Raw genomic sequence first — 24,254 nt, forward strand, 5'->3', positions numbered from 1 at the left:
TTTTTTGCCTGTTATTCAGACTCATCAATACCCAGACGGGTAAGGAAAGTGCGAATACCTTCGCGCGAAATATACATAGCCAGCTTTTCTTGTTCCGTTGGGGACATGTTGTCCAGTGCGCTGATTATCTGGCGACAGGCGTGGCTACGCACCACGTGGGTATATTCTGCCAGCGGTTCCTCAGCCTGATAAATTTCAGGGACTTTGCGAAAAGCCGGAATATTGAGCAGAAACGTACGGACGCTGGAGTCGATATGGATCAGCCTTGCACGACCCCCTTTAACGCCGGGAAACTTTTCGGTGGTCCAGTTTTGTTCTCTGATCCAACGATTGACGGTTTGTTTGGCAACCCCGAGACATTCCGCCAGTTCTTCGGTCGTCATTTTGCTGCGTAATTTTTTCATATTATTTGTTGTCGCGGATCCCTAAGCGTTGTAACAAACCCGTAATGCCTTCACGCAGGATCAGTGACGTAAACATTTTTTGTTCTGACGGAGTCATCTCTTTGGCGAGCCTAATCAGTAGAGCTTCGATAGAGGTATCGCCGGATAACGATAAATTATCTGATAAACCTTCGGCTGAACGCTCAGCACTGCGAATGTATTCACGAACTTGTTCGGTGACGTGAACCAGACGCGCTTTACCGCCCTGTACGCCTGGTTTTGGTGATGTAGCCCAACCCTCCTTGCGCACCCATTTATTGATGGTCTGTCGGCTGTATCCGGTCAGATTAGCAAGTTCTTCTGGCGTCATCCGTTCCTTGAACATAACGATTCCCTGAATAGTCGTGGGGTTAATTAGTGGCTCATTTTATAGCACCATTTTAGTAGAAACCGTGACGCGTTTAACTACTGAATGCGAGTTGTTACGCAATGTTCTTCATTTGACTGCTTTTTCAGCGATTGAATTCTATGAGTTAATTTTGCCGTTGACACACGCGAAGGGAATTCATATGATGCCGCCCGTCAACTCGACAAGCTTTACGTAATGGGGCTATAGCTCAGCTGGGAGAGCGCTTGCATGGCATGCAAGAGGTCAGCGGTTCGATCCCGCTTAGCTCCACCAAATTTAATCCCAATAAATTTGGTACGTACGTAATAGCATCGTGGGGCTATAGCTCAGCTGGGAGAGCGCTTGCATGGCATGCAAGAGGTCAGCGGTTCGATCCCGCTTAGCTCCACCAAAATTTAAACCCTCGCTGAAAAGCGGGGGTTTTTTGTTTCTGTTTCCTACCTGTTCTTATCCTGTATCTCTTCGGTTTGCTGGATAGCAGGCATAAAAAAACCGGGGAGAAGAATCTCCCCGGTCTTATCAATACGACGTTGTCTTACGCTTACAGCACCAGTGCGGCGATAGATGCAGACAGTACACTCACCAGCGTAGAGCCGTACACCAGCTTCAGACCGAAGCGGGAAACCACGTTACCTTGCTCTTCGTTCAGACCTTTAATCGCACCGGCGATAATACCGATGGAAGAGAAGTTAGCGAAGGAGACCAGGAACACGGACAGGATACCTTCTGCACGCGGAGAGAGCGTGGCGGCAATTTTCTGCAGATCCATCATCGCAACGAATTCGTTGGAAACCAGTTTGGTTGCCATGATACTGCCCACCTGCAGCGCTTCGCTGGACGGCACACCCATTACCCATGCAACCGGGTAGAAGATGTAGCCCAGGATGCCCTGGAAGGAGATGCTGTAGCCAAACCAGCCGGTCACGGTGGCGAACAGGGCGTTCAGGGCTGCGATCAGCGCGATGAAACCAATCAGCATAGCTGCAACGATAATTGCCACTTTGAAACCTGCCAGGATGTATTCACCCAGCATTTCGAAGAAGCTCTGGCCTTCGTGCAGGTTAGACATCTGGATGTTTTCTTCGCTGGCATCAACGGTGTACGGGTTGATCAGCGACAGCACGATAAAGGTGCTGAACATGTTCAGAACCAGCGCCGCAACCACGTACTTCGGCTCCAGCATGGTCATGTACGCGCCGACGATAGACATGGAAACGGTCGACATCGCCGTTGCAGCCATGGTGTACATACGGTTGCGAGACATTTTGCCGAGAATATCTTTATAGGCGATAAAGTTCTCGGACTGACCCAGGATCAGGGAGCTGACGGCGTTGAAGGATTCCAGCTTGCCCATACCGTTCACTTTGGATAACAGGAAACCAATCGCGCGGATGATAACCGGCAGAACGCGGATATGCTGCAAAATACCGATAAGAGCGGAAATGAAGACGATTGGGCACAGCACTTTCAGGAAGAAGAATGCCAGTCCTTTGTCGTTCATGCTGCCGAAGACAAAGTTTGTCCCTTCATTAGCGAATCCGAGGAGTTTTTCAAACATCTCGGAGAAGCCTCTCACGAAGCCCAGACCGACATCAGAGTTCAGGAAGAACCATGCCAGTAACACTTCAATAACAAGCAATTGAATAACATAACGAATGCGGATTTTTTTACGGTCACTGCTTACCAGCAGTGCGAGTACCGCAACCACGGCAAGGGCCAGGACGAAATGAAGAACGCGGTCCATATTTGCTCCAAATATGAGGCAGGTTTAGTTTTCGTGCACATTCTATGTAACAACCATAAAGAAAACGAGATCAAACACACACTATAATAAGGACCTGTGACGAGATTCAAAATTAGTGATCGGTGATACACTTCTGTTATGTTTAGTATGGAAGTGAAAAGTTATGTCATTGTGCTAATCTCATAACAATAATTAAACATCTCACCAGTATTTCCAGAATCCTTATCGATCCATAGACAAACGCTATCAGAGAAATCAACTTCATCCATCAAAATGAATTTGATAATCATTCTCAATAGGCGTAGCTTGAAACATAGCAAAGGCTATGTTTCTGAGGCACTAAAATGACTAACGATCGCGTTGAGAGTAGCAGTGGACGGGCAGCGCGCAAGTTGAAGCTCGCATTAATGGGACCTGCGTTCATCGCGGCGATCGGCTACATCGATCCGGGAAACTTCGCCACCAACATCCAGGCAGGGGCCAGCTTTGGCTATAAACTGTTGTGGGTGGTGGTCTGGGCAAACCTGATGGCGATGCTGATCCAGGTGCTGTCGGCAAAGCTGGGTATTGCCACGGGTAAAAACCTGGCGGAGCAAATTCGCGATCACTATCCTCGTCCGGTGGTGTGGTTCTACTGGGTGCAGGCCGAAATTATCGCCATGGCGACAGACCTTGCTGAATTCATTGGTGCCGCGATTGGTTTCAAATTGATCCTCGGCGTGTCGTTATTGCAGGGGGCCGTGCTCACCGGTATCGCGACTTTTTTGATTCTGATGTTGCAGCGTCGTGGGCAAAAACCGCTGGAAAAAGTGATTGGCGGCTTGCTGCTGTTTGTGGCTGCGGCTTACATTGTGGAACTGATCTTTTCCCAGCCGAACTTCGCGCAACTTAGCAAGGGAATGGTTATCCCGAGCCTGCCTAATTCCGAAGCGGTGTTCCTGGCGGCTGGCGTGCTCGGCGCTACTATCATGCCACACGTCATTTATCTGCACTCTTCCTTAACTCAGCATCTGCACGGCGGAACACGTCAACAGCGCTATGCTGCCACGAAATGGGATGTGGCAATCGCCATGACGATTGCTGGATTTGTCAATCTGGCGATGATGGCGACGGCTGCCGCTGCATTTCATTTTAGTGGGCATACCGGTATTGCCGATCTCGATCAAGCATATCTGACACTTGAACCGCTGTTGAGTCACGCTGCGGCGACGGTATTCGGTTTAAGCCTGGTGGCTGCGGGACTTTCTTCTACCGTGGTCGGTACGTTGGCCGGGCAGGTGGTGATGCAAGGGTTTATCCGCTTTCACATTCCGCTATGGGTACGCCGTACCGTCACCATGATGCCATCATTTATTGTGATTTTGATGGGACTGGATCCGACGCGTATTCTGGTGTTGAGCCAGGTGTTGCTCAGTTTTGGTATTGCACTGGCGCTGGTGCCGCTGTTGATCTTCACCAGCAACAGTCAGCTGATGGGCGATTTGGTGAATACCCGATGGGTAAAACAGGTAGGCTGGGTGATTGTTGTGCTGGTGGTGGCGCTCAATATCTGGCTGTTGGTAGGAACCGCACTCGGTTTGTAAAAACAAAAGGGCCTGTTGGCCCTTTTGTTACATTAATGATGATGTTTGTGGCCACGCCCGCGACCGCGATGGTCGTCACGATCGTTCCAGCCTTCACGATAACCGCGCTCATAAGCTTTGCGTTTGTCCCAGCCACGATGGTAGCCGTTGTCATGACGCCACCAGCGATTTTTTCGCCACTCATAGTTATGGTGCCAGTAATCCCGGTCGCGCCAGCGGCCGCCATCCCAGTAGTTACCGTAGTTATCGCGATCGCCAATTTGTAATTTTATTGATGGCAGCAGGGTGATTTCGCCAGCGTTCGCGGCCAGCGGTGTAAAAGCCAATAAGACTGCCGCCAGAATCAGTGACCTGAACATGTTTTCTCTCCTTCACGATCGAGCCGTAGCCGGCCTGTTAACGTAATATTACGGGGCAGTAAAGCCCCGTTTCATCGCCTTAACTCTTAAATCGCAAGTGAGAGCACTTTTTGTTAATAAATGTGTCTTTATTTCAATCAACTCAGGATAGCATCAATCTCCGCGCACTCTTCAGACGTAAAGTGACGGTTTGCCAGCATGCCGACAGCGTCTTCAATCTGCGCCGTTTTACTCGCGCCAATCAGCACTGACGTGACTTTGTCATCCCGTAACACCCATGCCAGCGCCATCTGGGAAAGCTTTTGCCCGCGTCGTTCTGCCAGCACATTCAGCGCCCGCACTTTTTCCAGTTTTTGTGGAGTGATCTGGTCCGGATTCAGAAAGCGACTGGTGCTTGCCGCACGAGAATCCGCAGGAATGCCGTTCAGATAGCGGTCGGTTAACTGTCCGCCAGCCAGCGGTGAGAAGGCGATACTGCCGACACCTTTTTCCTGTAATAGCGACAGCAAGCCACCTTCGACCCAACGTTCAAACATGGAATATTTGGGCTGGTGAATAAGGCATGGCGTACCTAAATCGTCGAGTATTTCAATCGCCTGCCTGGCAAGATCCGCGGGATAGTTAGACAACCCTACATACAGCGCTTTGCCCTGACGGACGATGTGATCCAGCGCGCGCATGGTTTCTTCGAGCGGCGTTTCAGGGTCGGGGCGATGGTGGTAGAAGATATCGACATACTCCAGCCCCAGACGCTTCAGGCTTTGATCGAGACTGGCAATCAGATATTTGCGTGAACCCCAGTCACCGTAGGGACCTTCCCACATGGTGTAGCCCGCTTTAGTGGAGATAATAAGCTCATCTCGCCACGGTAAAAAATCTTCCTGCAGGATCCGACCAAAATTCCGTTCTGCCGAACCCGGCGGTGGACCATAGTTATTTGCCAGATCAAAATGGTTAATCCCCAGATCGAATGCGCGCTGTAACAATGCGCGACTGTTCTCGACCTGCGTGGTATCACCAAAATTGTGCCACAAACCCAGTGAGACAATCGGGAGCTTAAGGCCGCTTTGACCGCAGCGGCGGTACTCCATTGTCTGATAACGATTTTCATCTGCGTGATAAACCATGTCACCCCCCCTCCACAATGCGTGTGTCTTCCAGTGTATACGGTTACACCGCCGATTCTTCAATGAATTTTAACCACCAAAACTGTAAATCCTGCTTTCCACCCCTTCACAGCGACTTTCCTGGACAGTCATCACAGTTCTTCGATACTCAACATGAGGTTACCGTCAGAAGGATAGCTGTCATGCAAACCCCGTATTCCGTTGCTGATTATCTGCTGGACAGGCTGGCAGGCTGTGGCATCGGCCATCTCTTTGGTGTGCCGGGCGATTATAATTTGCAGTTTCTTGACCACGTGATTGAACATCCCAACGTATGTTGGGTCGGGTGTGCGAATGAATTGAATGCGGCTTATGCGGCAGATGGCTATGCTCGGGTATCCGGGGTAGGGGCGCTGCTCACCACGTTTGGCGTGGGTGAGTTAAGTGCAATTAACGGTATCGCGGGTAGCTTCGCGGAATATGTTCCTGTTTTGCATATTGTCGGCGCACCCTGTCGCGGCGCGCAGCGTCGTAGAGAGTTGATGCATCACACTTTGGGTGACGGTGACTTTCAGCATTTTTATCGCATGCAGCAGGCAGTAACGACGGCCAGCGCGATACTGGATGAACAAAATGCCTGCTATGAAATTGACCGTGTGTTGCGAATGATGCTCAGCGAGCGCAGGCCGGGCTATCTGATGCTGCCTGCTGATGTGGCTAAACAGCCTGCTACGCCACCGAATGATATTATGATTGTTCCTCTGAGCGAGCCGGAAAGCAGCGTGATAGAGGCGTTTCGCTACCATGCCCGTGAACGATTGCTGGACAGCCCACGCGTAGCGTTGCTGGCCGACTTCCTCGCGCTGCGTTTTGGCCTGCAGCCGGTTTTACAGCGCTGGATGGCGGAAACGCCGATGGCTCATGCCACGTTGTTGATGGGCAAAGGACTGTTTGATGAGCGTCACCCGGCGTTTGTTGGCACATACAGCGCGGGAGCCAGCAGCGATTATGTACGTCAGGCGATAGAAGATGCCGATACGATAATGTGTGTCGGTACGCAATTTGTCGACACCCTGACAGCTGGGTTTACACAACAGCTACCGCAGGATCGCACCATTGACGTTCAGCCCCATGCGTCACGAATTGGATCCCACTGGTTTAACATCCCGATGGAGCAGGCGGTCACCACATTACGTGAGCTGTGCCTGGAAATGTCGTTTTCTCTGCCACCAGAACGTCCGCCACTTGGGCGTGTTCAGGTTGAGAAGGGCCCACTGACGCAGGAAAACTTCTGGCACACGGTGCAGCAGTTTCTGAAGCCTGATGACATTATCCTCGTCGATCAGGGAACCGCCGCCTTTGGCGCGGCTGCGCTCTCATTACCTTGCGGGGCGGAAGTCCTGGTTCAACCGTTGTGGGGATCTATCGGCTACGCGCTCCCGGCGGCATTCGGTGCGCAAACGGCCTGTCCGGACCGTCGGGTGATCCTGATTATTGGTGATGGCGCGGCGCAGCTCACCATTCAGGAGCTGGGCTCCATGCTCAGAGATGGGCAATCGCCGGTTATTTTACTGCTCAACAATGATGGTTATACCGTTGAGCGGGCCATACACGGGGCAAATCAGCGCTATAACGACATTGCCGCCTGGAGCTGGACGTTGATGCCGCAGGCGTTTAGTCGTGAATGTCAGGCCGAATGCTGGCGGGTGAAGCAGGTGGTACAGCTGGAAGAAGTGCTGGCCCGGCTGTCCCAACCGCAACGACTGTCGTTAATTGAGGTGGTGCTACCGAAAGCCGATCTTCCTGAATTATTGCGCACGGTGACCCGTGCGCTGGAATCTCGCAACGGCGGATAGCTATTTATCGGGGCGCTCAGCGACCATCATCGGTTTGCCCGCCAGCAGCAGCCAGGCGGGCAGCATGACGATGCACAGCAGCGGCAGCAGGGTGGAATCTGGCACCACCACTGCTGCCATAAACAGGCTCAGCCAGGCGTCGCGGGTGACGACCAGCACCAGCCCGAGAATAGAGCAAGAAACCGTGATGGCAGCCGGCACCGCTTCAACATGGGCGTGCAGCATCAGGCCAAGCGCGACGCCAACGAATACCGCCGGGAAGATTCGTCCGCCGCGAAAACCACTCGCCGCTGCAACCACTAATGCCGCCAGCTTAATGACGGCGAGCATGAAATAATCTGATGTCCCCAGCGTTTGGCTAAACGCCATTTGCTGCATTTCGTCTAGTCCCTTAAACAAGGTAAGCGGCCCGCCGATAACACCCAAAATGCCAAGGATAAAACCGCCTGTCCCGAGGATCAGCACCGGGTGTTTTAATCGATGCATTAAATGGTGCAAATGCGGCAGACACCAGACGGCCACCATTCCAGCGGCAATGGCGATGGCAGCAACAACCGCGCCGCTGAGGATATCCGTCAAGTGCATCTGCGTGTAGTGCGCGATGGGCAGTGAAAAATGGGGGTGAAAAAACAGGCTGGTGGTTAGCGAACCCGCGGCGGCGGCCATTAACGGCGCAAACAGGCGATCCCACAAGGGCACATCGTTTGAGCTATTCAGCGTTTGCGAAAATATCAACGCGGCGGCAACGGGGGTACCAAATAGTGCGCCGATGGTGCCGGCAGAGGCGAGAATGGTCCAGTCCAGTTTCGCTATACGGGGAAACATGCGGCTACCAAGTGCTACTGCCAGAGCGATATTTACGGTCATGATCGGGTGTTCCGGACCCAGACTGACGCCACCCGCGAGGCCAAGGATTAGCGCTGCCAGCAGGCCCGGTATTGCTGATGTTGGCACCGGCATGCCAATTAACGGTTCACAGGCCGGATCCGGACCTGCGTGGCCATGACTGTAGCGGATAACTAACCCGACCATGATCCCCGTGAGCGTCAGCATACCGATAATCCAGACCGGAGAGTCCTGGGCTATACCGATGCTAACAGGCAGACGTTCCCACAAAAACTGCTGTAAAACGGAAGCCACTTTCATCACAACGATCAACACCAGGCTGGACGCTATGCCAATGATTAGCGCTGGAGTTGATAGCAAGAGCATCGTTCTGGCTCGCGGATGGAGCATTTTCTATTCCTTAAAACAGAGTCATAGACATAGTTTGCACAGCCTGCCTGACGACATCGCTGCAAATGGTGCTGAAACGATAAAGTAATTGTGTGATCTGGATCGATTTTCCACGGGCATCAGCCTTCAGACCGTTGTTGTTATGTCCCCATGAATTTACAGTGTGGCAAAGATTTATTCTGACTTTAGCGGAGCAGTGGAAGAATGACAAAATATGCTTTAGTAGGGGATGTTGGCGGCACCAACGCGCGTCTTGCTCTGTGCGATATTGCCAGCGGCGAGATTTCGCAGGCAAAAACCTATTCCGGGTTGGATTATCCAAGTCTGGAGGCGGTGGTGCGCGTGTACCTGGATGAGCATAGCGTTAGCGTTGAAGATGGTTGTATTGCCATTGCCTGTCCGATCACCGGCGACTGGGTGGCAATGACCAACCATACCTGGGCGTTCTCTATTGCTGAGATGAAAAAAAACCTGGGCTTCAGCCATCTGGAAATCATCAATGATTTCACCGCTGTGTCGATGGCGATCCCGATGCTGAAAAAAGAGCATTTAATTCAGTTTGGTGGTGCGGAACCTGTGGAAGGCAAACCTATTGCGGTTTATGGCGCAGGAACCGGGCTTGGCGTGGCGCATCTGGTCCACGTGGATAAACGCTGGGTAAGTCTCCCTGGTGAAGGCGGCCACGTGGATTTTGCGCCTAACAGCGAGGAAGAGGGAATTATCCTTGAGGTTCTGCGCGCGGAAATAGGTCACGTGTCCGCAGAACGCGTGCTGTCTGGTCCGGGACTGGTGAATCTGTATCGCGCGATCGTCAAATCTGACGGACGCCTGCCGGAAAATCTGCAGCCGAAGGATATCACCGCACGGGCGCTGGAAGATTCCTGCATTGACTGTCGTCGTGCGCTGTCGCTGTTCTGCGTCATCATGGGACGTTTTGGTGGCGATCTGGCGTTAACGCTGGGCACATTTGGCGGCGTGTACATCGCCGGGGGGATCGTGCCACGCTTCCTTGACTTCTTTAAAGCATCGGGCTTTCGCGGTGGTTTTGAAGATAAAGGCCGTTTTAAAGCCTACGTGCAGGATATTCCGGTGTATCTGATTGTGCACGATAACCCGGGCCTGCTTGGATCCGGTGCGCATTTGCGCCAGACGTTAGGCCATATTTTGTAAGGTCAGGGCCGGATGGCGCTCAGCGCTTATCCGGCTTTGTCGTTCTGGCTGTTCATATTTTCTAAAATTATCTTGATCATCTGTTGTTCAAATAAATCGGCATGCAGGTATCTTGTGTTTTTATATTTTTTATCGGTATCCAGATAGGGTTGATGCAAACAACATTCTGGCGGCGTGCATGAGATCAGGATGTTAATAAGGTCAATTGGTTTAGGGTATTCAATATATAGCGGGCCATGGTGATAGTTATGTTCATTTTGCCATTCCGCCAGATCGTCCATGAAACACTCTGCGGTTGGTTTTGGCATCGCGCTGGCTTTATCTTTACCCAATACAATATAAGCCAGGTTGTATAACCCGTGCGCGTATGGCCAGAACATTTTAAGGAGCTTACTGAGCCCTGGTTCTCTCAATGCAGACACGCTTTTACAATATAAATCGAGTAGTGTGCCTGCTTCTGTCACATCCTCATCCAGGAGCGCCATCAGATACCTGAGGATGAACATATCGCTTGCTGTTTGCTTCGAGGTCAGTACCTTTTGCGCTCTTTTTCTGGCATCCACTGCAAAGTCTGCACGTTTGTACCACACCGCCATTATTATATTCGTCATGGCAGGTTAACAGGGTGACCGTTATCACTCATACCCAATTTTTCAGGCAATAAGAGCGGTACTCGGTCAAATAAACCCGCGGCAAGAATCTCCAGTGTCGTCCATACATTAATACTGTGATCGCAGCCTGAATCCACACCCTGCGTCACATGTTTAATCATCGCAGACTGTCGCAGGGATAAGTGCAGAGATTCCATATTATTTGACTGTATCGCGGTTTTATATCCTAATAACTCCGGGCTGCGCTTCATGCGCAGAATAAAAAGCCATGAACTCAGCTGTTGTTGCAGTGAATAATCCAGATGGCATTGTTCATGAATATCCAGGCACTCAGCTAAATAATCGTCCGTACTTATCCATATCAGGGCATTTTTTTCCGCTTCTTTTGCGTATTCGCGTAGATATGTACGTTGATATTTTTCGCTCAGCTTCGCCATGACATCACCTGTAAAAAATAGAGTGACGACCAATATACTACAAACTTAGTTCAGCTATCCCGTTCGTCGCGGAATCGACTGAAAGCGTGCGCTGCACTCTCCATTCGTCACGCTTTTTCAGCACTATAAATGCATTAACTGTCTGAACTCTTTCACTTTACTCCGACTAACCGGGATTTCAAATTCCAGATCCTTTAAACGCAGAATATAAGTGTTGTTAAACCAGGGTTCGATCTCACGGATTTTATTCAGATTTACGCAGAACGAGCGGTGGCAGCGGAAGAAATGCGAAGCCGGCAGTTTGCTGCAAAATTCGCTGATGTTCATCGGCATGACGTATGATTCTCGTCGCGTATAGACGAACGTCATCTTTTCATGCGCTTCAGCGTAGTAGATGTCGTTGATTGGGGTCACGATGATCCGCTCATCTTTGATCAGGTTGATCGTATCGTTTTCGCGGGCTACCGGACTTACAGGGGACGTTCCCGTTTGCTGTTGCTGCCAGGCGGCTTCCAGCTTTTGCAGCATGCTGACAATGCGTGATTCCTGGTATGGCTTCAGAATGTAGTCAAAAGCTTCCAGTTCGAAGGCTTCAACGGCGTGCTCTTTCCATGCGGTAATAAACACAATAAAGGGTTTATGTGCGAACTGGCTGATATTTTGTGCCAGCAAAACGCCGTCCAGCGAGGGAATATTAATATCCAGAAAAATGGCGTCAACGCGGTTGTGCTGGAGATATTTCAGCACGTCCAGACCATCGTCAAACGTGCCGACAATCTCCATCTGGCTGTGCTCTTTTATCAGCCAGCTCAGTTCCTGTTGGGCCAGGAATTCATCTTCAACAATGATGACTTTCACGACTTCACTCCTGGTTAAAGCAATAATGTAGTTGGCGCGGCTGCGGGCGAGTGCACATTAGGTACATAAAAGGCAATCTCTGTGCCTGGCTCCAGACGGCGGATATGTAATCCCTCACCGTAGAGCAGCTTAACGCGATGGTGCACATTCAACAGACCAATTTTATTGCCCGGCATTTCATTGGACTCGACCCGTTCAATCACTTTTGGGTCGATACCATGACCCGTATCTCGTACGGCAATCCGTACCCGGTTGCCGCACTCCGCAACGCTGATGGTGACCACACCTTTCCCTTTGCAGGGCTGGATCCCATGGACGATAGCGTTCTCGACCAACGGCTGAATCAGCAGGCTGGGAATAAAACAGCTTACCTCTTCATCGATATCATAAATAACGGTCAGCTTGTCGCCAAAGCGGGCCTGTTCGATGGTGATGTAATCCTTGATTTGATACAGCTCTTTCTTGATGTCGATCTGCTCATCGTCTTTTAATTCAATATTATAGCGAAGATAGCGCGACAAATTAAAAATGAGCTGACGTGCGGTGTCCGGGTTAAGCCGCACCGACGATGAAATCGCGTTCAGGGCATTAAACAGAAAATGGGGATTTATTTTGCTTTGCAGCGCGCGTAGCTCTGCCTTATTTGCCATTTCTCGTAGTTGCTCTGCGCGGGAGACTTCAAGCTGGGTGGAGATGATTTGCGACAGACCGATCGCCATTTCCTGTAACGAGGAAGTGATTTGATGAGCGTGACAGTAGTAGATCTTCAGCGTGCCGGTCACGACGCCTTTCTCCCAAAGCGGGATCACCAGCATGGAGTGAATTTCCGGGGTGCGATGCGCTTCATCATTGTTTTTTATGATAATTTTACCGTGATTTATGGCTTCCTGCGTGGTGGGGCTGACGAAGTCATCGTTATCGCGGTAGTTGATCTCTCCAACGCCAACATAGGCCAGAACGTGCTGAGTATTGGTGATGGCAACCGCGTCAGCGTGGATATCGTGGCGAATAATTTCGCACACCTGACGTAACGACTCGCTGTTGACCTGACGAAAGAGCGGTAGCGTTTTGTTGGCGATATCCAGCGCCAGCTTGGCCTGTTTTGCAGCGCTGGCTTCTTTCTCACCTTCAACGCTTTGTACCAGCATCACGATAAAACCAATACAGACGCTGCCGAGGATCATCGGGATACCGATTTTTGAGACAATATCCAGCCCCAGTTCGGTGGTGGGTGCCCAGGCGACGACGAGGATCATGGTCAGTGATTCGCACAGCATTCCGCCTAAAATACCCGCGCGCCAGTGCTGTGCTTTGGGGATCTTTCGGTTGATCCACCCGGCAATGCAGCCAGCCAGAATGCTGGTAATAAAGCAGGGTAGGGCAGTTACGCCGCCAATATCGATCAGGTAACGGTGGGTGCCTGCGATCAGCCCTGTAATAATGCCAACCCATGGACCGAACAGGATCCCTCCTGACATGACCGCGATAATACGCACATTGACCAGAGAACCTTCTACCGGTACGCCTGACCAGGTACTGAACAGGGCAAACATGGAGAAAATCGCGGTAACGGCGAGCAGCTCTTTTGGGGAGTGGGCTGACTTGTGCAACAGTTCGCGAAACAGGCGGATACGAATCAGGAAAAACAGACAGAACAGCATCAGTGCTGCCCGGTCAAATACCGCCAGCAGCATATTGAATATTTCGTGCACGGGTGACTCTTGCGCAAGGGTTAAACCACTATGATAGGTAACCTGAGGCAGGATGACCAGCACCCCCGCAGTTCAGAGCTAATGGGGAAAAACCATAACATTAAAAGGGGATTGTTGCATGATTGTTGTATTTACAATGCCTGTCCTGTGAGTGCTGCGTTCAAGGTAATGTATTTAACAACAAAATGTTAAATGATGGTAATTTTAAGCGAGTTGTGAAAATGAATATTTCCTCATTTTACTCAGCTGTTCCTCTTTTTCGTCAGGAAAAAATATTTTGTTTTGCCTCTCGACAGAAGGAAATTATTCAGGCTATTTTCTAAACGTGCCACCATCGTGGCAGCGTCGCTCGGACGGTCCGGGCGCTAACGTTAATCTGAGGATATTATGGCTGACTCCCGCCCTGAACGTCGCTTTACGCGTATTGATCGCCTTCCCCCGTACGTTTTTAACATCACCGCTGAACTGAAGATGGCTGCGCGTCGGCGCGGCGAAGATATTATCGATTTCAGTATGGGGAACCCGGATGGGGCCACGCCTCCTCACATTGTTGAAAAACTGTGTACCGTGGCGCAGCGCCCGGATACTCACGGTTATTCCACCTCACGCGGCATTCCGCGTTTGCGTCGGGCGATTTCCCGCTGGTACCAGGAACGCTATGACGTTGAGATCGATCCTGAATCCGAAGCCATTGTGACCATCGGTTCCAAAGAGGGGCTGGCGCACCTGATGCTGGCTACGCTCGATCACGGTGATACGGTCCTCGTGCCCAACCCAAGTTATCCCATCCATATCTATGGCGCGGTGATTGCCGGCGCGCAGGTGCGTTCAGTGCCGCTGGTTGAGGGTGTCGACTTCTTTAATGAGCTGGAACGCGCAATACGCGAAAGTTACCCGAAGCCGAAGATGATGATCTTAGGTTTCCCATCCAACCCGACCGCGCAGTGCGTCGAGCTGGAATTCTTTGAGAAAGTGGTGGCCCTGGCTAAACGCTATGACGTGCTGGTGGTTCACGACCTGGCCTACGCTGATATTGTTTATGACGGCTGGAAGGCACCATCGATTATGCAGGTACCCGGCGCTCGCGACGTCGCTGTTGAATTTTTCACCCTGTCGAAAAGCTACAACATGGCGGGATGGCGTATCGGGTTTATGGTGGGCAACAAAACGCTGGTGAACGCGCTGGCGCGAATCAAGAGCTATCACGATTACGGGACCTTTACGCCACTGCAGGTTGCGGCAATTGCCGCGCTGGAAGGCGATCAGCAATGTGTGCGGGATATCGCTGAGCAATATAAACGTCGTCGTGATGTGCTGGTCAAAGGACTGCATGAAGCAGGCTGGATGGTCGAGATGCCAAAGGCCTCAATGTACGTTTGGGCGAAAATTCCAGAGCAATACGCCGGGATGGGGTCACTTGAGTTTGCCAAGAAGCTGCTGAACGAAGCGAAGGTATGCGTTTCGCCAGGGATTGGGTTTGGTGATTATGGTGATACGCATGTGCGATTTGCGTTGATTGAAAACCGTGACCGTACCCGTCAGGCTATTCGCGGCATCAAGGCGATGTTTCGCGCAGATGGCCTGTTACCGACCAGTGCAAAATCGGCTTCTGAAAGTACCGACTGACAGAATGATTCCCCAAAATGCAAAACAGGAGCCTGATGGCTCCTGTTTTTTTGCTGCGTCTTTTAATTTAGATCATCAGGGCGAAAGTACCGGCCCAAACGATGACCATAAAAGAAATGCCCATAAAGAAATATTTCACTTTTCATCTCTCCGCGTACCTGGGGTACGTCTAAATGAACATATGCTTACCTGACAGAGAGCTGATGCACTCGCGAACGAAAGGGTGAATACCCCTCATTTGCTTGGCTGCATCACCTCAGAATTCTGAGCTTTAATGCTCCAGACGGCGCTAATGTACGCCTAAAAATGAGGAGAGACAAGAGGCATTTTTTTATTTAATTTTAATAACTTACAACTGTCGTGATTCGGCGACAGTTTAATTTCTGCCGGTAATAAATTGCTATTGAGCGACGGAATGGTTACTCGGAGAATTCTCATATCGCCATGATGTTAATGCGGTTAATTTTTCGCGGAATGAGATAATGAAAAGGTTAAAAATGACCAGATTAATGATGTTAGCACTCGTTTTTACGCCATTGACGTCGATGGCGGCCTCACCGTTGGCGTTTAATTTCAGCTGCGCAAGTATTGGTGGGGTGAATAGTGATGGTAAAGGCAATGTTTGGATTGATGGCTCGAAGGCGACGGTGAAGGCCTTCAATGAAAATTACTGGGAGGCTAAAAGCGGGAACAATACGGTTTCTATTTCTCGTAAAGATGACGGAAATCCGGACGTTTCCTGGAGTGGGCCGAATCGAAAGCACGGGGTATGCCTGCCTGAAGATAATATTGACTTTTCTGGGGCCAAAAAATCGACCAGCACTGGACCCTCTTTTTCCTGCGCTGCGGTTGCAAAAGGCAGTATCGAAGAGATTATCTGTCAGAGTCCTTCGCTCTCAGAAATGGATTTAGCCTTAAACGGGGCCTACAAGCAGGCGCTGGTTAAATCGAGCAATAACCCGACGCTGAAAGCAGAGCAGCGCGGTTGGGTGAAAGGGCGTAACGAGTGTTGGAAGGAACAGGATAAATCAGCCTGCATCGCCCGCAACTACAGCGAGCGAATGGCTGAACTGCACAGCAAATGGGGCGTTAAGTAATTCAACCGTAGAAAAAAAGAAAGGCCTTACGGCCTTTCTTTTTAGATATACAACGAAGCTTCACCCATCGGGCGAGTTTTGAAGCGACGGTGGATCCAGAGATACTGCTCGGGTGCACGCATGATCTCTTTTTCGATAATTTTATTCATATACGCCGCAGCCTGGCTTTCATCTGCCGGGTAACCTTCCATTTCCGGGGTGATGAACAGGCGGTAACCGGTGTTATCTGCTTTTCTCACCATGGTTACGGTCAGCATTGCTGCGCCCGATAATCGTGACAGTACGTAGGTACCGTTGGTGGTCGCCACGTCTTTGACTGCGAAGAAGGGGGCGAATGAACTCCCTTTACGACCATAGTCCTGATCGGGGGCAAACCACACTGCCTCGCCTTTTTTCAGGGCGCCGACAATACCACGCAGATTATTTCTGCCGATCATCGCCTTGTTGGAGCGCATACGACCGCGGGTTTGGATCCACTCCATCAACTTATTATTGTGCGGGCGATAGGTTGCCATCATTGGCTGGCAAAGCCCCATTACGCGACCACCCAACTCGAGCGACATAAAGTGTACGCCAACGACCATCACGCCACGGTTTTGCATCTGAGCGCGCTTCAGGTTGTCCAGCCCTTCTACATCAAACCATTTACGCACCCGAAGGTCCGGCCAGAACCAGGCCATACCTGTTTCAAGCAGCCCCATGCCGAGCGAACGGAAATTCTCATCGACCAGTTTGTCTCTTTCTTCTTGCGACAGATTTGGGAAACAGAGTTCGAGATTTTTACGTGCAATAGATTCACGGCGTTTTAAAAATGGACGAGCCAGCGTTCCTGTACGGGTACCAAGAAAACACAATACGGGATAGGGAAGCTGTACCAGTAACCAGAGCACACCAACACCAAACCATGTGAGCCAGTAGCGCGGATGCAAAAACGCGCGTGAAAATTTACTTTGGGGGAACATAAGCACCTGTTGTTGATACGAAATAGATGTATCGCGAAGATTCTTTGCCTGTCGCTTTACACTCTGCACTGATCTTTAGGCCGCCATGAACGACATTGGTTCCTGTAAAGAGTGTAAAACTGAGTCAGGACAAAACCACGAGGGGGCATGAATGATCGGACGCACAATGTACACCCGAAAATTAATGTCAGCCAGAAATAATTACTCAAGATTCGTAAATGTTTTTAGGGCGATTAAGGGCAAAATTTCGCCTATATATAATTCGTTGTTTTTATGATGATTAAATAAACGACGGAGAAACAGTGTAATAGTAAGCGGTCGAATGATCTTTGTGAATAAAATGTTGCTCAAATTGCATGCGGATAGGAATTGTCTTAGAATATAAAGTTAAGGGAGTGTAAGGACTTACGTTAAGTTTACGGCAGACAGGAGGTATCGCTATGCTCTATTTCTGGATCTTTCTCATACTGAGCATTCTGTGCGTCAGTTGCTATATCTGGCAGGTTATAGGCGCTGCGGCGTCAATTAGCGCTTTTCTCGGCATGGCCATCCTTACGGCATTAATTTACGTTTTTACTATGCGGCTGACCAATGGTGACGAAATGGTAACTGGATTATTCCTGTTTCTTGCCCCGGCATGTGGTTTGATCATTCGCTTTATGGTCGCAGACGGTAAGCAATAATTTGCAATGTTACGTTTAGCAATAAATTATCACCTTAAGTTATTTATTATTTGTCTGAGTTTATTGAAGTGCCAGCATCGCTGGCACTTTTTTGTGAGACCGAAATGAATTACCGGGCATCCGCCAACTGGAGTGATGCTTCTTCTTGTTGAGCATTTTTTCGCTGTTGTTCAAGTTCCAGCGCACCGCGATGAGAGAGGTAGCAGAACAGGATGCAGCAAACAATACCCCCCATCAGCAGATAGAAGCCGCCGTGCCACCCCATTTTGTCGACCATTACGCCAAACAGACTGGTGCCCAGCGATGCGCCAAAAATGTAGCTCATAAATCCGCGCAGTCCTACTGCAGAACCTACTGCGAAGCTGGGAACGATTTCCATCGTCTGAATAGAAGCGAGGAACTGTGGAACATAGATCAGGCAACCCACAATGGCGGCAAAAATAGTGACCATCAGCAGGGATTCACTTTTCCAGTAGCCGATCAAACAGACGAAAATCAGCGCCATACAAATCATGGCCAGCGGCATGCGACGGCCTTTAAACAGTTTATCGGTAAGCCAGCCCGCCAGTAATGTGGAAGGGATTGCCGCCCATTCAAAAAACAGAAAAGCGATGCTCATTTGCTCTTTCGAGAAATGTTTTTCGGTTAACAGATAAATAGGCAACCAACTAATCATGCCAAAACGCACCATATAGACGAAGACATCTACCAGTGAAACATACCAGGCATTCTTATTACGCAGCACATAGGTGCAGAAAATCTGGAAGGCACTCATATTTTCTGGTGCCTGGACAGCGTGTCGGGAATTTAATACTACTTTTTCTTCCGGCATCATTTGTTCCAGAGCCGGTAAGCCTTCCTGGCGCGGTGAACCTTTCCCCAGCATCAGCACAATAAAAGCAAACAGTACGGCAACACCGGCCGGGACAATATAGCTGGCGCTTTGCCAGTGCTCGCTCCCTAAAATGGCAAAGGCGGCACCAACAATCGGAGCGACAATACCACCGCCAACGTTGTGAGAAATATTCCAGAATGCGCCGACGCGTCCACGTTCTTTACGCGGAAACCAGTTGGCAATGGTAATAAATGAAGGACCAACGCCCATTCCCTGGAACAAGCCATTGAAAACGACCAGAGCGGCAAAAATCCAGAATCCGGTACTGAATCCTAAACCGACGTTTACGATGGCGCACAGAACCAGGCCGCATGCCATAAAGACCTTAGGGCTGGCCTTGTCTGCCAGACTACTCATAATGCCTTTACTGATCCCATAGGCAATAAGCATACAACTGCTGAGTAGACCAATTTGCGTGGCACTGAGATCCAGATGTTCTTTCAGGTACGGTGTTGAGAGCGTGAAGTTATTGCGCACAATATAGTATGCGAGATAGCCAAGAAATACACTGAGTAATGCCTGAATGCGGTATCGGCCATAAGTTTCCTGGACTTTCTCCGCCGGGACTTTATTTGCTGAAGGCCCTGCCTTAAATATGGATAACATATCATCACCTAAATTTATATTGATGTGAATATCAGGATTTTTCGTAGTGAAGAGTGAAATAGACGGCAGAGAAACTCAAGTTGATGAAATGAGTCACTATTGACACAATTTGTGGATTGCGTGGCTGATTTTGACTCTTTTTAAATAATGGCTTTTCAATTCTATTCTTTTACGGACGCTTTTATCATTAGCGTGTGCGGATATTAACAAATTCAGACTGCGTTTTCGGGTATTCTTCACCGATGTCGTCACTTTCCGTTTGGTTATTCTACGAATAACCTTATTCTTCCCCCAGTCGGTGATAAACGGGTAAGTTTTGTCTCAATATTATTTTTTGCACATGTTGGTATTTATGAACAGGATCACAAACAGACTTTTGGGCCGGGGGCGTTGTTGGGCGATCTCGCTCTGTTTTATGTCGTTGTCGGTGAGTTGCCAGGCGCAGGGTAAAGAGCTGGTAATGGCGACAACCTTTTCACCGGGGGCAACGGCCTGGATTATTCAGCGTTGGCAGACTGAACCGGGGTCGGTGATGATTCGCACGTTAAACCGGACCAGCAGTTCGTTGGAGCAACTGCTGGATACCGCGAATGCGGAAAATGTTGATCTGATTTTGACCTCATCCCCTATGCTGTTGCAGCATCTGCAGGAACATCAGAAGCTGGCGCCCTTCGACAATGCGTTGCCGGAAAGCCAGCGGCTGGTGCCAGACTCTATCCGTTCGACCTCCGTGGCAGTGGCGATATCTGGTTTTGGTCTGTTGATTAATCGTTCTGCGCTGGCGGCACGACATCTGTCGCCTCCTGCCGACTGGGGGGACTTAACGCTGCCCAAATATCAGAACGCGCTGTTGATGAGTAGCCCATCGCGTTCGGATACCAACCATCTGATGGTTGAGTCATTGCTACAGCAAAAAGGGTGGGAAGCGGGGTGGGCGACGCTGCTGGCGAGTGCTGGAAATCTGGTAACGATTTCATCACGCAGTTTTGGCGTAGCCGACAAAATTAAGAGTGGCCTGGGCGTGGCGGGGCCGGTCATTGATAACTATGCCAACCTGTTGCTTAACGATCCTCACCTGGCTTTTACCTATTTTCCACGCTCGGCGGTATCGCCAACCTATGTGGCTGTTCTCAAGAACAGCCAGCACCCCAATGAAGCGCGTCGTTTTATCCGCTATTTGTTAAGCCCGGAGGGACAGCGGATCCTTGCTGATGCGAATACGGGAAAATATCCGGTAACGCAGCTCGCATCTGATAATCCCCGCGCTGCTCAGCAGGCTATTTTAATGAACCAGCCTCCGCTTAATTATCGGCTGATCCTTAAGCGGCAACAGTTAGTGCAGCGGATGTTTGATACCTCCATCAGTTTTCGTCTTGCGCAACTGAAGGATGCATGGCGGGCGCTATACAGTGCGGAAGCGCGCCTGAAACGCCCGCTACCCGAAATCAGAGCCTTACTGACCAGCGTTCCGATAGATGCCAAAAGTAGTGAAGATGAAGCCTGGCTTGGGCAGTTTGATAATAAAAGCGTTGCCGAACAGCAGATGATGGAGTGGCAGCTCTGGTTTCTTAAAAATCAGCGTCAGGCGATATCAAAACTGGAAGAATTAAAATGAAAGGTGGATCGATACTGCAACGCCTTCGCCAACTCAGCATCAGCAGCAGCCTGCGGGGAGCCTTTCTAACGGGCGCATTACTGACGTTGAGCGTCAGCTGCGTCAGTTTGTACTCCTGGCATGAGCAGAGCTCGCAGATACGCTATTCGCTTGATGATTACTTCCCGCGCGTGCATTCCGCTTTCTTGATTGAAGGAAATCTTAACCTGGTTGTGGACCAGCTAAATGAATTCCTGCTGGCTCCCAATACGACGGTAAGGCTGCAACTGCGCAATCAGATAATCTCGCATCTGGATAAAATCGAAGTGCTGAGCAGGGGGTTGCAATCAGCAGAGCAGCAGCAACTGGCGGTGATTTTGCAGGACAGCCGGGCGCTGATGGCGGAACTGGACCGGGTGCTCTACAACATGTTCCTTGTACGCGAAAAAGTGAGCGAACTTTCCGCGCGCATTGATTGGCTACATGATGATTTTACTACTGAGCTGAATTCACTGGTGCAGGATTTTACATGGCAGCAGGGGACGTTGCTGGATCAAATCGAGGCCAAAAATGGTGATGCGGCGCTGTATCTCAAACGTGCCCGAGAGGTGCAAAACGAGCAGCAGCAGGTCTACACCCTGGCAAGAATTGAAAACCAGATCGTTGATGATTTACGCGACAGGCTCAATGAACTGAAATCGGGTAGCGACGATGGCATGCTGGTGGAGAATCACATCCGCTACCTGGAAAATCTGAAGAAAACGGCGGATGAAAATATTCGTACCCTCGATGACTGGCCCAGCACTATCACACTGCGACAAACTATCGATGAGCTGCTGGAAATCGGGATGATGAAAAATAAAATGCCCGATACGATGCGCGATTATGTCGCAGCGCAAAAAGCGCTGGTTGATGCCAGCCATGCCAGAGAGGCCACGCTTGGGCGCTTTCGAACACTGCTGGAAGCGCAACTGGGGAGTAGCCATCAGCAAATGCAGACGTTTAACCAGCGGCTGGAACAAATTGTTCGCGTCAGCGGTGGGCTTATCCTGCTGGCGACGTTGCTGGCGCTACTTCTCGCCTGGGGGCTTAACCACTACTTCATTCGCTCGCGTCTGGTGAAGCGTTTTACTGCGCTCAACCAGGCCGTGGTGCAAATTGGTCTTGGCAGAACGGATGCCTCTATCCCGGTGTATGGACGCGATGAACTGGGGCGTATCGCAGGCTTGCTGCGCCATACTCTGGGGCAATTGAGCGCGCAAAAAAATCAGCTGGAACAGGAAGTGATCGAGCGCAAGGAGATTGAATCCGATCTTCGCGCAACGCAGGATGAGCTGATCCAGACGGCAAAACTGGCTGTGGTCGGCCAGACTATGACCACGCTGGCGCACGAGATTAATCAACCGCTGAATGCGCTGTCGATGTACCTGTTTACGGCGGGGAGGGCAATCGAACAGGGACAACCCGCTCAGGCCAGAAGCACATTAACCAAAGCGGAGGGGCTGATTACTCGCATCGATGCCATTATCCGTTCACTGCGTCAGTTTGCGCGCCGGGCCGAGCCTGGCACGCCTCTGCATCCGGTCGATCTACGTCAAACGTTCAACGCTGCCTGGGAACTGTTGGCCATGCGACACAAGCCACAGCAGGGTTCGCTGACGCTGCCAGACCGGGGCGTGTGGGTGGCTGGTGATGAAGTGCGTATTCAGCAGGTGCTGGTAAACGTCCTGGCAAATGCGCTGGATGCCTGTCCGGTTGCGGCGAAAATAGAGGTTCACTGGCAGACCGAAGGCAGCCGGTTGTGCGTATTTATCAGCGATCACGGTCCCGGCTGGCCTGGGGCATTATTACCATCACTGTTAAAACCGTTTACCACCAGTAAGGATGTTGGCCTCGGTATTGGCTTATCGATTTGTGTATCGTTAATGATGCAAATGAACGGCGAACTGCGCCTGGCGTCGACCCCGGGGCGCAATGCCTGCGTCGTTCTGCAATTTAATCTGACGGATGTAAACGATGTTGAGTGATGAATATTCTGTTCTGCTTATTGATGATGATGCCGATGTTCTTGACGCTTACACCTTGTTGCTTGAACAGGAGGGATATCATGTATTCGCATGCAGTAACCCTTTTGATGCCCGAAATTGGTTGCAGGCCGACTGGCCAGGGATTGTCCTGAGCGACGTGTGTATGCCTGGCTGTAATGGAATTGACCTGATGACGTTGTTTCATCAGGATGACAATCAGCTTCCGATCCTGTTGATCACCGGACATGGCGATGTCCCTATGGCGGTGGACGCGGTGAAGAAAGGTGCGTGGGATTTTCTGCAAAAACCGGTTGATCCTGGCAAACTGCTGGTGTTGGTAGAGGACGCGTTGCGGCAGAGAAAATCTGTGATTGCACGTCGTCACTATTGCCAGCAAAAGCTCCAGGTTGAACTGGTCGGCTACAGTGACTGGGTTAATCAGTACCGCCAGCGCTTACGGCAACTGGCTGAAACGGATATTGCCGTCTGGTTTTATGGCGAGCCGGGAACCGGACGTATGACCGGTGCCCGTTATTTGCATCAGCTTGGGCGCAGCGCTGAAGGACCGTTTATTCGTGGGGAGTTGACGTTAGAGAATGCGGGGCAACTCAATGACCTTATTGCCCAGGCGCAAGGGGGAACGCTGGTCCTGAGCCATATTGAGTGCCTGACGCGCGAACAGCAGCACCAGCTGGTGCATTTGCAAAGTCAGGAGCGGCGTCCGTTTCGCTTAATTGGCATTGGCGCCACTTCGTTGGTGGAACTGGCGGCAACCAACCAGATTGTGGCTGAACTATATTACTGTTTCGCGATGACGCAAATTGGTTGCCAGCCGTTGTCTCAGCGCCCGGATGATATTGAGCCGCTGTTTCGCCATTATCTGCACAAAGCCTGTCTACGTCTGAACCATCCGGTGCCTGAAGTTGAAGTGGATTTACTGAAAGGCATGCGGCGTCGCGTGTGGTTAAGCAATGTCCGGGAACTGGCCAATGCCGCCGAGCTTTTTGCCGTTGGGTTATTGCCACTGGCTGAAACCGCGAATCCACAGCTACATTTGCCCGAACCGACACCGCTCGATCGTCGGGTCGACGAGTACGAGCGACAGATCATTACCGAAGCGCTTAATATTCATCAGGGACGTATTAATGAAGTGGCGGAGTATTTACAAATTCCGCGTAAGAAACTGTATTTGCGCATGAGAAAATACGGACTGAGCAAGGAACACTATAAGTTTTAGCAGATGGCATGTGGGGAAGAAGAGCGGGTGACGGTATTTCGGTGGTGGCACTAGCGTTCACCG

23 protein-coding genes and 2 tRNA genes are annotated in these 24,254 nt (G+C 50.6%); 12 read left to right on the plus strand and 13 right to left on the minus strand.

Going from position 1 to position 24,254, the window contains the following annotated elements:
- Positions 1–11: 11 nt before the first annotated feature.
- Positions 12–404 carry a MerR family transcriptional regulator gene (locus OGX94_RS12730; protein WP_003834896.1) on the minus strand — a complete coding sequence of 131 codons (393 nt, stop codon included), beginning with the start codon at positions 402–404 and terminating at the stop codon, positions 12–14.
- Position 405: 1 nt separating this feature from the next.
- Positions 406–768, minus strand: coding sequence for a YfeC-like transcriptional regulator (locus OGX94_RS12735; protein ID WP_003028277.1), 363 nt, complete (start codon positions 766–768; stop codon positions 406–408).
- Between the two features lie 221 nt (positions 769–989).
- Here OGX94_RS12735 and OGX94_RS12740 point away from each other — a divergent pair.
- A tRNA-Ala gene (locus OGX94_RS12740) sits at positions 990–1,065 on the plus strand.
- Positions 1,066–1,107: 42 nt separating this feature from the next.
- Positions 1,108–1,183, plus strand: a tRNA-Ala gene (locus OGX94_RS12745).
- A gap of 150 nt (positions 1,184–1,333) precedes the next feature.
- On the opposite strand, the gene nupC is transcribed toward OGX94_RS12745, so the two are convergent.
- Positions 1,334–2,536, minus strand: coding sequence for a nucleoside permease NupC (nupC, locus tag OGX94_RS12750; protein WP_003834893.1), 1,203 nt, complete (start codon positions 2,534–2,536; stop codon positions 1,334–1,336).
- A gap of 273 nt (positions 2,537–2,809) precedes the next feature.
- Between nupC and OGX94_RS24965 the strand changes: the two genes are divergently transcribed.
- Both OGX94_RS24965 and OGX94_RS12755 read left to right on the plus strand, forming a co-directional pair.
- Positions 2,810–2,884, plus strand: coding sequence for a hypothetical protein (locus tag OGX94_RS24965; RefSeq protein ID WP_418219455.1), 75 nt, complete (start codon positions 2,810–2,812; stop codon positions 2,882–2,884).
- Entirely contained in the window at positions 2,881–4,119 is a 1,239-nt protein-coding gene (locus OGX94_RS12755) for an Nramp family divalent metal transporter (protein ID WP_257661779.1), read from the plus strand. Before OGX94_RS24965 ends, OGX94_RS12755 begins: the two co-directional genes overlap by 4 nt.
- Positions 4,120–4,151: 32 nt before the next feature.
- Here the strand turns inward: OGX94_RS12755 and ypeC are convergent, their stop codons facing one another.
- Both ypeC and mgrA read right to left on the minus strand, forming a co-directional pair.
- A complete protein-coding gene (ypeC, locus tag OGX94_RS12760) occupies positions 4,152–4,478 on the minus strand; it encodes a DUF2502 domain-containing protein YpeC (protein WP_003834889.1) in 327 nt (108 codons plus the stop codon).
- Positions 4,479–4,615: 137 nt separating this feature from the next.
- Positions 4,616–5,605 (minus strand): L-glyceraldehyde 3-phosphate reductase, encoded by a 990-nt coding sequence (gene mgrA, locus OGX94_RS12765; protein ID WP_197385648.1) that lies wholly within the window; start codon positions 5,603–5,605, stop codon positions 4,616–4,618.
- A gap of 182 nt (positions 5,606–5,787) precedes the next feature.
- Here mgrA and OGX94_RS12770 point away from each other — a divergent pair, with 182 nt between their 5' ends.
- Positions 5,788–7,440, plus strand: coding sequence for an alpha-keto acid decarboxylase family protein (locus OGX94_RS12770; protein ID WP_257661780.1), 1,653 nt, complete (start codon positions 5,788–5,790; stop codon positions 7,438–7,440).
- On the opposite strand, the gene OGX94_RS12775 is transcribed toward OGX94_RS12770, so the two are convergent.
- Positions 7,441–8,676, minus strand: a complete 1,236-nt coding sequence (locus tag OGX94_RS12775) for an ion channel protein (RefSeq protein ID WP_257661781.1) — start codon at positions 8,674–8,676, stop codon at positions 7,441–7,443.
- A 204-nt stretch (positions 8,677–8,880) separates the two neighbouring features.
- Here OGX94_RS12775 and glk point away from each other — a divergent pair, with 204 nt between their 5' ends.
- Positions 8,881–9,846 carry a glucokinase gene (gene glk, locus OGX94_RS12780; RefSeq protein ID WP_063942028.1) on the plus strand — a complete coding sequence of 322 codons (966 nt, stop codon included), beginning with the start codon at positions 8,881–8,883 and terminating at the stop codon, positions 9,844–9,846.
- A 26-nt stretch (positions 9,847–9,872) separates the two neighbouring features.
- On the opposite strand, the gene OGX94_RS12785 is transcribed toward glk, so the two are convergent.
- The 4 genes from OGX94_RS12785 to OGX94_RS12800 form a co-directional block, all read right to left on the minus strand.
- Positions 9,873–10,442, minus strand: coding sequence for a hypothetical protein (locus tag OGX94_RS12785; protein WP_257661782.1), 570 nt, complete (start codon positions 10,440–10,442; stop codon positions 9,873–9,875).
- Between the two features lie 11 nt (positions 10,443–10,453).
- The gene (locus OGX94_RS12790) at positions 10,454–10,894 is read right to left on the minus strand and encodes a hypothetical protein (RefSeq protein ID WP_257661783.1); all 441 of its coding nucleotides are present in this window, start codon (positions 10,892–10,894) and stop codon (positions 10,454–10,456) included.
- Between the two features lie 123 nt (positions 10,895–11,017).
- Entirely contained in the window at positions 11,018–11,752 is a 735-nt protein-coding gene (locus OGX94_RS12795; RefSeq protein ID WP_003834866.1) for a LytR/AlgR family response regulator transcription factor, read from the minus strand.
- 14 nt (positions 11,753–11,766) lie between these two features.
- The gene (locus tag OGX94_RS12800; protein WP_008785387.1) at positions 11,767–13,464 is read right to left on the minus strand and encodes a sensor histidine kinase; all 1,698 of its coding nucleotides are present in this window, start codon (positions 13,462–13,464) and stop codon (positions 11,767–11,769) included.
- A 387-nt stretch (positions 13,465–13,851) separates the two neighbouring features.
- On the opposite strand from OGX94_RS12800, the gene alaC reads away from it, so the two are divergent.
- On the plus strand, positions 13,852–15,090 hold the full coding sequence (gene alaC / locus OGX94_RS12805) for an alanine transaminase (protein ID WP_003834862.1): 1,239 nt from the start codon (positions 13,852–13,854) through the stop codon (positions 15,088–15,090).
- A 67-nt stretch (positions 15,091–15,157) separates the two neighbouring features.
- Here the strand turns inward: alaC and ypdK are convergent, their stop codons facing one another.
- Positions 15,158–15,229, minus strand: a complete 72-nt coding sequence (ypdK, locus tag OGX94_RS12810; RefSeq protein WP_010723117.1) for a membrane protein YpdK — start codon at positions 15,227–15,229, stop codon at positions 15,158–15,160.
- Positions 15,230–15,572: 343 nt separating this feature from the next.
- On the opposite strand from ypdK, the gene OGX94_RS12815 reads away from it, so the two are divergent.
- Positions 15,573–16,187 (plus strand): lysozyme inhibitor LprI family protein, encoded by a 615-nt coding sequence (locus OGX94_RS12815; protein ID WP_063942030.1) that lies wholly within the window; start codon positions 15,573–15,575, stop codon positions 16,185–16,187.
- 41 nt (positions 16,188–16,228) lie between these two features.
- Here OGX94_RS12815 and lpxP read toward each other — a convergent pair whose 3' ends face one another.
- A complete protein-coding gene (lpxP, locus tag OGX94_RS12820) occupies positions 16,229–17,149 on the minus strand; it encodes a kdo(2)-lipid IV(A) palmitoleoyltransferase (protein WP_063942031.1) in 921 nt (306 codons plus the stop codon).
- Between the two features lie 440 nt (positions 17,150–17,589).
- Here lpxP and OGX94_RS12825 point away from each other — a divergent pair, with 440 nt between their 5' ends.
- Positions 17,590–17,832 carry a DUF2545 family protein gene (locus OGX94_RS12825; protein WP_003834857.1) on the plus strand — a complete coding sequence of 81 codons (243 nt, stop codon included), beginning with the start codon at positions 17,590–17,592 and terminating at the stop codon, positions 17,830–17,832.
- 109 nt (positions 17,833–17,941) lie between these two features.
- On the opposite strand, the gene pgtP is transcribed toward OGX94_RS12825, so the two are convergent.
- The gene (gene pgtP / locus OGX94_RS12830; RefSeq protein WP_286569357.1) at positions 17,942–19,333 is read right to left on the minus strand and encodes a phosphoglycerate transporter PgtP; all 1,392 of its coding nucleotides are present in this window, start codon (positions 19,331–19,333) and stop codon (positions 17,942–17,944) included.
- A gap of 415 nt (positions 19,334–19,748) precedes the next feature.
- Here pgtP and pgtC point away from each other — a divergent pair, with 415 nt between their 5' ends.
- The 3 genes from pgtC to pgtA are packed head-to-tail and all read left to right on the plus strand — an operon-like array spanning position 19,749 to position 24,191.
- A complete protein-coding gene (gene pgtC / locus OGX94_RS12835; RefSeq protein ID WP_502873443.1) occupies positions 19,749–20,948 on the plus strand; it encodes a phosphoglycerate transport regulator PgtC in 1,200 nt (399 codons plus the stop codon).
- An 11-nt stretch (positions 20,949–20,959) separates the two neighbouring features.
- On the plus strand, positions 20,960–22,954 hold the full coding sequence (gene pgtB / locus OGX94_RS12840) for a two-component system sensor histidine kinase PgtB (RefSeq protein WP_257661986.1): 1,995 nt from the start codon (positions 20,960–20,962) through the stop codon (positions 22,952–22,954).
- The gene (gene pgtA / locus OGX94_RS12845; protein ID WP_191222321.1) at positions 22,944–24,191 is read left to right on the plus strand and encodes a two-component system response regulator PgtA; all 1,248 of its coding nucleotides are present in this window, start codon (positions 22,944–22,946) and stop codon (positions 24,189–24,191) included. The genes pgtB and pgtA overlap by 11 nt, the downstream gene beginning before the upstream one ends.
- Positions 24,192–24,254: the final 63 nt, after the last annotated feature.

This window comes from Citrobacter sp. Cpo037 (assembly GCF_030332945.1).
Lineage (GTDB): Bacteria > Pseudomonadota > Gammaproteobacteria > Enterobacterales > Enterobacteriaceae > Citrobacter > Citrobacter portucalensis.

Coding starts and splice junctions, on each gene's coding strand:
- OGX94_RS12730 (WP_003834896.1), bottom strand. CDS start 404: ATGAAAAAATTACGCAGCAAAATGACGACCGAAGAACTGGCGGAATGT.
- OGX94_RS12735 (WP_003028277.1), bottom strand. CDS start 768: ATGTTCAAGGAACGGATGACGCCAGAAGAACTTGCTAATCTGACCGGA.
- nupC (WP_003834893.1), bottom strand. CDS start 2,536: ATGGACCGCGTTCTTCATTTCGTCCTGGCCCTTGCCGTGGTTGCGGTA.
- OGX94_RS12755 (WP_257661779.1), top strand. CDS start 2,881: ATGACTAACGATCGCGTTGAGAGTAGCAGTGGACGGGCAGCGCGCAAG.
- ypeC (WP_003834889.1), bottom strand. CDS start 4,478: ATGTTCAGGTCACTGATTCTGGCGGCAGTCTTATTGGCTTTTACACCG.
- mgrA (WP_197385648.1), bottom strand. CDS start 5,605: ATGGTTTATCACGCAGATGAAAATCGTTATCAGACAATGGAGTACCGC.
- OGX94_RS12770 (WP_257661780.1), top strand. CDS start 5,788: ATGCAAACCCCGTATTCCGTTGCTGATTATCTGCTGGACAGGCTGGCA.
- OGX94_RS12775 (WP_257661781.1), bottom strand. CDS start 8,676: ATGCTCCATCCGCGAGCCAGAACGATGCTCTTGCTATCAACTCCAGCG.
- glk (WP_063942028.1), top strand. CDS start 8,881: ATGACAAAATATGCTTTAGTAGGGGATGTTGGCGGCACCAACGCGCGT.
- OGX94_RS12785 (WP_257661782.1), bottom strand. CDS start 10,442: ATGGCGGTGTGGTACAAACGTGCAGACTTTGCAGTGGATGCCAGAAAA.
- OGX94_RS12790 (WP_257661783.1), bottom strand. CDS start 10,894: ATGGCGAAGCTGAGCGAAAAATATCAACGTACATATCTACGCGAATAC.
- alaC (WP_003834862.1), top strand. CDS start 13,852: ATGGCTGACTCCCGCCCTGAACGTCGCTTTACGCGTATTGATCGCCTT.
- OGX94_RS12815 (WP_063942030.1), top strand. CDS start 15,573: ATGAAAAGGTTAAAAATGACCAGATTAATGATGTTAGCACTCGTTTTT.
- lpxP (WP_063942031.1), bottom strand. CDS start 17,149: ATGTTCCCCCAAAGTAAATTTTCACGCGCGTTTTTGCATCCGCGCTAC.
- OGX94_RS12825 (WP_003834857.1), top strand. CDS start 17,590: ATGCTCTATTTCTGGATCTTTCTCATACTGAGCATTCTGTGCGTCAGT.
- pgtP (WP_286569357.1), bottom strand. CDS start 19,333: ATGTTATCCATATTTAAGGCAGGGCCTTCAGCAAATAAAGTCCCGGCG.
- pgtC (WP_502873443.1), top strand. CDS start 19,749: ATGTCGTTGTCGGTGAGTTGCCAGGCGCAGGGTAAAGAGCTGGTAATG.
- pgtA (WP_191222321.1), top strand. CDS start 22,944: ATGTTGAGTGATGAATATTCTGTTCTGCTTATTGATGATGATGCCGAT.